General features: G+C 33.7%; 9 protein-coding genes. 3 read left to right on the plus strand and 6 right to left on the minus strand.

Features of this window, described 5'->3' with window-relative positions:
- The 3 genes from AACZ30_RS11620 to AACZ30_RS11630 all read right to left on the minus strand — a co-directional run.
- Nucleotides 1-434 (minus strand): L-threonylcarbamoyladenylate synthase (locus AACZ30_RS11620; RefSeq protein WP_339649509.1); only part of this gene is annotated, 434 nt, incomplete at its 3' end.
- On the minus strand, nucleotides 421-1,536 hold the full coding sequence (locus AACZ30_RS11625; RefSeq protein WP_339649510.1) for a glycosyltransferase family 4 protein: 1,116 nt from the start codon (nucleotides 1,534-1,536) through the stop codon (nucleotides 421-423). The genes AACZ30_RS11625 and AACZ30_RS11620, both read right to left, overlap by 14 nt.
- A gap of 98 nt (nucleotides 1,537-1,634) precedes the next feature.
- Nucleotides 1,635-2,396 carry a DUF5672 family protein gene (locus AACZ30_RS11630; protein WP_339649511.1) on the minus strand — a complete coding sequence of 254 codons (762 nt, stop codon included), beginning with the start codon at nucleotides 2,394-2,396 and terminating at the stop codon, nucleotides 1,635-1,637.
- Between the two features lie 206 nt (nucleotides 2,397-2,602).
- Here AACZ30_RS11630 and AACZ30_RS11635 point away from each other — a divergent pair, with 206 nt between their 5' ends.
- Together AACZ30_RS11635 and AACZ30_RS11640 are read left to right on the plus strand one after the other, a co-directional pair.
- Nucleotides 2,603-3,346: a lipopolysaccharide kinase InaA family protein gene (locus AACZ30_RS11635; protein ID WP_339649512.1), complete on the plus strand. Its 744-nt coding sequence runs from the start codon at nucleotides 2,603-2,605 to the stop codon at nucleotides 3,344-3,346.
- Nucleotides 3,347-3,369: 23 nt separating this feature from the next.
- A complete protein-coding gene (locus AACZ30_RS11640) occupies nucleotides 3,370-4,218 on the plus strand; it encodes a glycosyltransferase (protein WP_339649513.1) in 849 nt (282 codons plus the stop codon).
- 98 nt (nucleotides 4,219-4,316) lie between these two features.
- Here AACZ30_RS11640 and AACZ30_RS11645 read toward each other — a convergent pair whose 3' ends face one another.
- The 3 genes from AACZ30_RS11645 to AACZ30_RS11655 are packed head-to-tail and all read right to left on the minus strand — an operon-like array spanning nucleotide 4,317 to nucleotide 7,290.
- Nucleotides 4,317-5,378, minus strand: coding sequence for a CDP-glycerol glycerophosphotransferase family protein (locus AACZ30_RS11645; RefSeq protein WP_208224956.1), 1,062 nt, complete (start codon nucleotides 5,376-5,378; stop codon nucleotides 4,317-4,319).
- Nucleotides 5,378-6,439, minus strand: a complete 1,062-nt coding sequence (locus AACZ30_RS11650) for a glycosyltransferase family 9 protein (RefSeq protein WP_339649514.1) — start codon at nucleotides 6,437-6,439, stop codon at nucleotides 5,378-5,380. The genes AACZ30_RS11645 and AACZ30_RS11650 overlap by 1 nt, the downstream gene beginning before the upstream one ends.
- A gap of 35 nt (nucleotides 6,440-6,474) precedes the next feature.
- On the minus strand, nucleotides 6,475-7,290 hold the full coding sequence (locus AACZ30_RS11655; RefSeq protein ID WP_075326268.1) for a 2,3,4,5-tetrahydropyridine-2,6-dicarboxylate N-succinyltransferase: 816 nt from the start codon (nucleotides 7,288-7,290) through the stop codon (nucleotides 6,475-6,477).
- A gap of 88 nt (nucleotides 7,291-7,378) precedes the next feature.
- Here AACZ30_RS11655 and ruvX point away from each other — a divergent pair.
- Nucleotides 7,379-7,782 (plus strand): Holliday junction resolvase RuvX (gene ruvX, locus AACZ30_RS11660; protein ID WP_339649515.1); only part of this gene is annotated, 404 nt, incomplete at its 3' end.

Below are 7,782 nucleotides of genomic sequence, written 5' to 3' on the forward strand. Positions count from 1 at the left end.
GATCCGGGTGTTTTTTCACCACTTATGTTGGCCGATGTAGAAACAATTGGTTTTCTAAATCTTTTTGCCAAATCGTTACTGAATTTATCTTTTGAAACCCTAATTGCCAAAGAATTATCATCGGCAATTAAATTTTCGGCTACCCTAATAGGATCATCATAAATAATGGTAGTGGGTTTTCTGGCAAACTTTAAGATGTCGTAAGCTACTTCCGGCACATCTTCTACAAATTGATTGAGCATTTTATAATCTGAAACCAGGCAAATTAACGCCTGACTTTCGTGGCGATTTTTAAGTTTATAAACTTTTTCTACCGCTTCAGCATTGGTGGCATCGCAACCAATTCCCCAAACCGTATCGGTAGGGTAGAGTATAAGTCCGCCGCGTTTTAAAGTGGCTAAGGCGTTTTGTATTTCGGTTTTAAGATCTTCCATAAAGGACGTTTTTGTATTCTTGTAGTGTTTGTTTTGCCATTTGTTTAGTAGTAAAATTTTCTACCAATTTTCTATGGGCATTTTCAGTAAAACGCGGAATTAACTCCCGGTTTTTTTCTAAAAACAGGATATGTTCAGCCAGTTTTTCAGCATCAAAAGCATCGGCTAAAAGTCCGTTTTCTAAATGGCTCACAATTTCGGGAATTCCACCCACATTTGTAGCAATTACAGGAACTTTGTGGTAAAAAGCTTCGTAGATTACATTGGGGAGACCTTCTACCTGGGAGGTTAAAAGGAAATAATCAAAAATTTTAAAGAATCTTGATGCATTATTTTTAAATCCGTAGCATTTAACGTGGTCTTCCAGCCTTAGTTCTTTCAGTCGTTTCAACAAATGCGGGGTTTCCCTAAAATAAAATCCAATTTGTACAAAGTAAAGATCTGTGCGGTTTTGGGTATAAATTAAATGGTGCACAACTTTCAGAAAAGTTTCCAGGTCTTTTGGCCAAATATGGTTAGCGATGTTTCCAATAATGGTTTTCCCTTTCGGAATATCCAATTCGGCTAAAAGAGCTTCCCTCGTGGTCTTAAATTGCTCTCTTTCCAGTCTAAAACCGTGATAGATTTTTATAAGTTTTGAAGGCTCATTAATGTTTTCTCCAATTATATTTTTACTCTTTTCTGAAACACAAAGTATCTTTTTAATTTTTGGATAATTGTATTTGTAAAGGGTACGTTTTCTATCTCTAATAGGAAAAGAGGTTTTTTTGCTGAAGATAAAAGGTGGTAGTGATGTAAACTTATCTGCGAACACAGCAAAAGCCAGTGCTGTAGGATCGTGAATATGAATAAGGTTAATTTGTTTTGTTTTAACCAGGCTAATTAATTTAATAATATACCGAAAATCAAAATTGGTTATAATAGGCGCAGCGGCATACGGCAGGTTATTCTTTTGAAGGCTTTTTTCAAATAGATCACCTTTTTTGCATAGAACAAAATTGTTTACTTCCGGGTTTGATTCAGCCAGTTCCAAACATAAATTCTCAATATGTTTTTCCCCACCGCCCCAGTTTCTAACAGCCGAAAGATGGAGAATATTCATATTTTATAGTTGATTATTTGGACTGGAATTAAGGACAAAACTACGGTAAAATTACAAATATTTTAATGTCAAGGCCGGGTTACAGTATTTGTTATCGCTTATTTCTTTTGAAATTGCGCTCTAATTATTGGCATCCAGAAATCAACAACTTTTGGTTTATTAAATCCGTGGCAACCAAATGGTAATTGGCCTGCATTTATTTTTAAACCAATTTTAGGTTTTCTATCCAGCGCAAATGCAGCAGCAGTTTTGTAATCGGGAATGTTGAAATTTGGGAAATATTCAGGTGCTTTTAAAGACCAAAACACATCTTCAATAGCATAAATTTCATCTTTTTTCTCAAGCTGTTCTTTAATTAAAGGCGCAAGTTCTTGGGAGATTTGATAAAAAACCTGTGTTTTACGCAGGGAAAGCCCTCCATTTCCTACCTTATAAAAAATAGGAGCCCTTTTTTTCTTCTTTTTAGATTGAAAAGGTTTCAAGATTTGGGAAGTAAGGTTATTGGTAGCCAACCAGGGTGCTCCAATATAATCGTAAGATTTACTACACCAATTTTCTAATTCATTTTTAAAGATAAAAGCATCTAATTGATGAATTAAAATATAGTCATAATTTAGAAAGCGTTCGTAAAAGGGAGAGGCTAACATTAAGCTACTATAACCCGAAATATCTTTAAAATAATGAGCTTCAAATTCTTCAAAAGTTAGATTAAATTTTTCGTAAGATTGTTTATTAAAGTTTTCTGGACAAATAATAAATACTGGAAAATCGCCTAGAATTTTTAAGCATTGCATCAATGAAATTTCTTCCATTTTAGACATTTCTTGCTTGTAAACAGGAATCACAACTGCGGCGCTCATTTCGTCATATTAACTTTAGGGGCGAATATAATATTAAATTTGTAGTTTAATTATTCTAAACCATATCTCGCTTAACCTAATTCATTATTTGAATTCAAATTCAATAAAAACGCGGCTGTATTCATAATATTTGGTCGCTATTTATACTTTTGGATATATTATATCCTAAATTTGCCGCTATAGCGATTTTAGCTTAATTAGTTTCTATGAAAATTATAACTTCAGAAAATCACCGGCATCTCCAGGCTGAAATTGAAAATTTAATTCACAATTTTAATGAAACCGGTGACATGCTGGTAGACGGGAAGCGTAATAAACTGAAATTATTTGAATTGAATGGAATTAAGATTAACGTGAAATCTTTTAAAATTCCCAATGCCGTAAATAAAATTGCTTATCGCTTTGTTAGAAAATCTAAAGCCGAACGTTCTTTTAAATATGCTGAATATTTATTGAGTAAAAACGTAGGTACTCCTCAGCCTATTGCTTATGTAGAAGAAACTACTGCTTTTTCTTTTTCACGAAGTTTTTATTTAAGTGAGCAGCTGAGTTATGATTTGACATACAGAGAGATTGATTTAAATAAAGCCGGTCACGAAGCCATTTTAAGAGCATATACCCGGTTTATTTTTGAACTTCACGAGAAAGAAATTGAGTTTCTGGATAATTCACCCGGTAATACACTCATCAGATTAAATGAGGGGAATCCTAAATTTTTTCTGGTAGATTTAAATAGAATGAATTTTAAAGCTCTTAATTTTTCAGAACGAATGAAAAATTTCTCCAGGCTAACGCAAGAAAAGGAGGTGGTGAGAATTATGGCCAACGAATATGCGAAGCACATTGATAAAAATGAAGAAGAGGTTTTTGAAGCAATGTGGTTTTATATTAGAAAATTCCAGGAAAGTTTTGTTCGCAAAAAAGCATTTAAGAAAAAATTCAAACTTTAGAGAGTCAATTATAATTTACAATTATGTTTCAACACTATATTCTTACACGCTTTAATTTAAGAGCTGAAGACTGGACTACCACAAAAAATAACGAAAAAGTACTCACCGAAGAATGGTTAGAAGAGCGCTTTGATTTATTTGAAAATTTTTGCTTTACATCGGTTAAAAATCAAACTAATCAAAATTTTAAATGGTTAGTTTTCTTTGATATTAATACTCCTGAAGTTTATAAAGAAAAAGTAGAGAATTATAGAAAATCTTACGATAATTTTCTTCCATTTTTTATTGACGGAATGAATAATTTTTTACCGGAAATTGTAAATAATATTAATAAGCTCGATTCCCAGGAATATATAATTACCTCCCGGCTAGATAACGATGATTGTATTCATGAGAATTATACCAATGTAGTGCAAAGCTATTTTAAAAAACAAGATCACCAGGCGCTTGATGTTATTGATGGCTATACCCTGGAAACAGGAAAACACACACGTTTAGGGGCCTTAACAAAATTGAATAACCCTTTTATTAGTCTCATAGAAAAAAAGGAAGATTTTAAAACGGTTTGGTTTAGAAATCGTCATGGTTCCTGGAAATATGAGAAAAATATGACCAGAATTAAAAACCAAAGACTCTGGTTGAGTATTATTCACTCAAAAAATAAAGTAAATAGATTTTCTGGCTACGGAAATGTAGACCCTAAAAAACTTTATGAATTCCATATTTCAAAAGAACGAACTGCAGAAATTACGGAGAACTTGGTCAGCTTTAATTCCTGGAGATTTTTGAGCTTTAAAAACAGGCTAAGCTTAACAAGTAAAAGATATTACAAAGATTTTAAAGCTTTTATTGGCGTTTATAAAAATAAGTAATCGGGGTTTAAATATTTCCAGAATAAAGTTATTTCCTGTTTAAATGACTTCCGAAATTACAGCTACGGAATTTTAATCATTGAAAAATATCTCCTTAATTAATAGGTAGGAGGTTTACGATAAGTTTTTAAGGGGTAGAAGCCCAGGTTTTTACGCACTTTCATTTTTCGAATAATATTTAATGGTTTTGGTTTTAAATAGCTTTTATCGGCGTGTAAGAAATCTATAGCAGCTTCAATAAGTCGTTCGCTGGATTTGCCATCTTTATAAGGATGCATGTTTGCATTGAATTCTCGAATTTCTTCCAATAAACTCACATCAGGATCAAGTGCATTTTGTAAAGCATTTTCAATTTTATCAACTTCAGTTATATTAATTAAATGCGGGCCGGGCTGGCTGTTTCTAAAAGTTACTACCGGTTTTTCCTGAAGCAGAAATTCAGTAACCACCGAGGTTGAATCTGCTAAAAGCACATCGCTTTCCTGGAACAACGGAATTAGATCTGTGGTGTCATAATACTTAAGGTTCTCGTTTTCAATTTCCCTAAATTTATCAAGCCTTTCCTGGGGTAATTTAGGATGAAGCACAACCTTAAATTGCCATTCTCCATTTTTAGAAATACGTTCTATTTCCTTAATCACTTCGTCGTTATAAGCCAGGCTAAGCTTTTTACTAAAAGTGGAGGATACTAAAATTGTTGGTTTCTCGTGAGGCACTTCTACCAGTGGAAATAAGGGGTCAAGTTTGGGCCAACCTGTTTCAACTACTTCAAAATGCTGATGTTTTTTTTGTAGATCTTTAAAGGGTTTAGTAGTAAATGGTCCTTGCGTGGTATAAAGATCAAAAAAACCACGAATTCTAAAATGTCCTTTAGTAAAATTTCGTTTACTCGGAGCTATACCATGAAAAACCTGCACTTTTAAACCCGGCAGGAAATCGGCAATATTATTGGTAATACTTAAAATAATATGCGGTTGGTAATCTATAACCGACTGGATATTTTGTAAAACCGCTTTGTCTTCACTAAACTTTGCTTTGGTTTCTTCTACATCGGCAAACCATTTTATCTCATACCCCCGCTTTTGGATTTCCTTTTCTAAAGGCTCTCCAATGGGAAATGCATAGCTATAACTTATATATATTAAGAATTTATAATTCATTATTTAAGTCTTTCCAGAAAGGTTATTAAATAAGGCTTAATAAAATGCGGTTTAAATTTTTTGTAAAGTGCCGGAGTTTTTTTGCGTATCTGTTGTTTAGATTTGTTTTTAAATTCTTCGGGAAAATAGTCTTCAAGATGAGTAGACACCTGTTTTAGTCCATCTTCATAAATATTCCAGTTTATTCTTTTAATTGAAGGCGAAAAAATTGCGAAAGTGGGAATTTTAAGTGCTTTTGCCATATTTATGGCACCTCCCTCATTGCCTATCATAGCATCGCAATAGCTTGTTAAAGCCATAAATTCACGCAAACTTTTTCCGAAAATCTTTAGATGAATATGTTGTTGCGTTACAGGCAGGCAATGATTATAAACTTCTAAAGCTTTTTCTGTTTGAGAAGGAATATAATTAAATAAAAGATTTCCAGAGGTTTCCTGTACAATTACATCTAATAATTGAGCCAAATACTCTGCCGGATAGGTCTTTTCTGGAGAACTTCCCAGTACTGAAATCATAAAAAGTGATGTTTCACCTAAAAGCCCTTTATCATCTAATATATTTTTCGCTTGTAGTGATTCTTCTTCAGTTAAATATATTTTAGGTTTTATGGCTAAAGTTGGGTCTAAATTTAAAGGCTTTAAAAACTGAAGGCGTTTTTCTATAGCTACCCCAGCTTCAATTTCTGGCTTTATATTTCTATTAAATACCCTATTATATAAAAATGAAGTATACCATTTTTTATAGGAAATCCTCATTTCAGCATTAGTAAACGCAGTAATGATAGCTGAGTTTGCTTTAGAGTAAACATCTATAACCACCTGGTACTTTTCTTTTCTAATCTTAAAAAGAAATTTGAGAAAATTAAACGGATTTTTATATTTCTGTGGATGAAACGAAATAACCTTGTCTATAAAAGGGTTATTTTCTATTACGGGTTTAGTATGCGGGTAAATTAGATAATGTAATTCAGCTTCCGGATACTTCTTCCGAATGGCTTCAAATAAGATTGAGGATGTAAGAACATCCCCAATCATTTTTTGCTGAATTATAAGTATTTTCATTGGCAATTCTACTCGTAGCTTTCCTATAGCTAAAATTACACCGCGACATTATATTCGCGCAAAGCATCATTTAGCGAAGTCTTTTTATTGGTAGACTCTTTTCGTTTTCCAATAATAAGGGCGCAGGGTACATTATATTCTCCTGCAGGGAATTTCTTGGTATAACTACCCGGAATAACTACCGATCTTGCCGGTACAATTCCTTTCATTTCTTTAGGTTCATCGCCGGTAACATCAATAATTTTAGTTGAAGCAGTTAGCACTACATTCGCGCCTAAAACGGCTTCTTTTTCAACTTTAACACCTTCAACCACAATACTTCTTGATCCTAAAAATGCATTATCTTCAATAATTACCGGTGCAGCTTGCAATGGCTCTAAAACACCACCAATTCCAACGCCACCACTAAGATGAACGTTTTTACCAATTTGAGCGCAACTACCAACGGTAGCCCAGGTATCTACCATGGTACCTTCGTCTACATAAGCGCCAATATTTACATAACTAGGCATCATGATTACTCCGCTGGAAATATAGGCTCCATGTCGTGCTACAGCATTAGGAACCACTCGAATTCCCTTTTCTTTATAACCTCTCTTTAATGGAATTTTATCATGGTATTCAAAAATCCCGGCCTCTAAGGTTTCCATTTTTTGGATAGGGAAATAAAGCACCACTCCCTTTTTCACCCATTCGTTTACCTGCCAACCGTTTTTGGTAGGTTCGGCGGTTCTTAATTTACCTGCATCTAATAGAGATACAACTTCGCGAATGGCCTTTATGGTTTCTGTCTCTTTTAGTAAATCCCGGTTTTCCCAGGCTTCATTGATCTTAGCTTCTAAATGATCCATTTTTCTTGATTTTTAGCAAATATAAGAGCTTAAGGCTAAATTTTGGTGGTAAAGCAATATAAACATTACCTTTGCGCAAATTTTGCAGATGGCACGAATTATGGCACTTGATTTTGGGACAAAACGCACCGGTATTGCCGTAAGTGATGAACTAAAAATGATTGCTTCGGGACTTACTACAGTAAAGACTCCTGAATTGCTTGAATTTCTTGAGAAATATTTTACTGCAGAAAATGTTGAATTGGTGTTGGTGGGAGAACCCAAGCAAAAAGATGATTCAGCTTCTGAAAGTGAGGTGTATATACAGGAATTTTTAAAAGTTTTTACTAAAAAATTTCCGAAAATGCCGGTAAAAAGAATAGATGAACGGTTCACCTCAAAAATGGCATTTCAGTCTATGATAGACAGCGGACTCAAAAAGAAAAAGCGTAGAGATAAGGCACTTATAGATGAAATAAGCGCGACGATTATTCTGCAAACTTATTTATACGA

It is taken from the genome of uncultured Salegentibacter sp. (assembly GCF_963972535.1).
Classification (GTDB): domain Bacteria; phylum Bacteroidota; class Bacteroidia; order Flavobacteriales; family Flavobacteriaceae; genus Salegentibacter.

Excerpts from the sequence above, each read along its gene's own strand:
- AACZ30_RS11655 (WP_075326268.1), bottom strand. The coding sequence starts at position 7,290 with ATGGATCATTTAGAAGCTAAGATCAATGAAGCCTGGGAAAACCGGGAT.
- AACZ30_RS11650 (WP_339649514.1), bottom strand. The coding sequence starts at position 6,439 with ATGAAAATACTTATAATTCAGCAAAAAATGATTGGGGATGTTCTTACA.
- AACZ30_RS11645 (WP_208224956.1), bottom strand. The coding sequence starts at position 5,378 with ATGAATTATAAATTCTTAATATATATAAGTTATAGCTATGCATTTCCC.
- AACZ30_RS11640 (WP_339649513.1), top strand. The coding sequence starts at position 3,370 with ATGTTTCAACACTATATTCTTACACGCTTTAATTTAAGAGCTGAAGAC.
- AACZ30_RS11625 (WP_339649510.1), bottom strand. The coding sequence starts at position 1,536 with ATGAATATTCTCCATCTTTCGGCTGTTAGAAACTGGGGCGGTGGGGAA.
- AACZ30_RS11635 (WP_339649512.1), top strand. The coding sequence starts at position 2,603 with ATGAAAATTATAACTTCAGAAAATCACCGGCATCTCCAGGCTGAAATT.
- AACZ30_RS11630 (WP_339649511.1), bottom strand. The coding sequence starts at position 2,396 with ATGAGCGCCGCAGTTGTGATTCCTGTTTACAAGCAAGAAATGTCTAAA.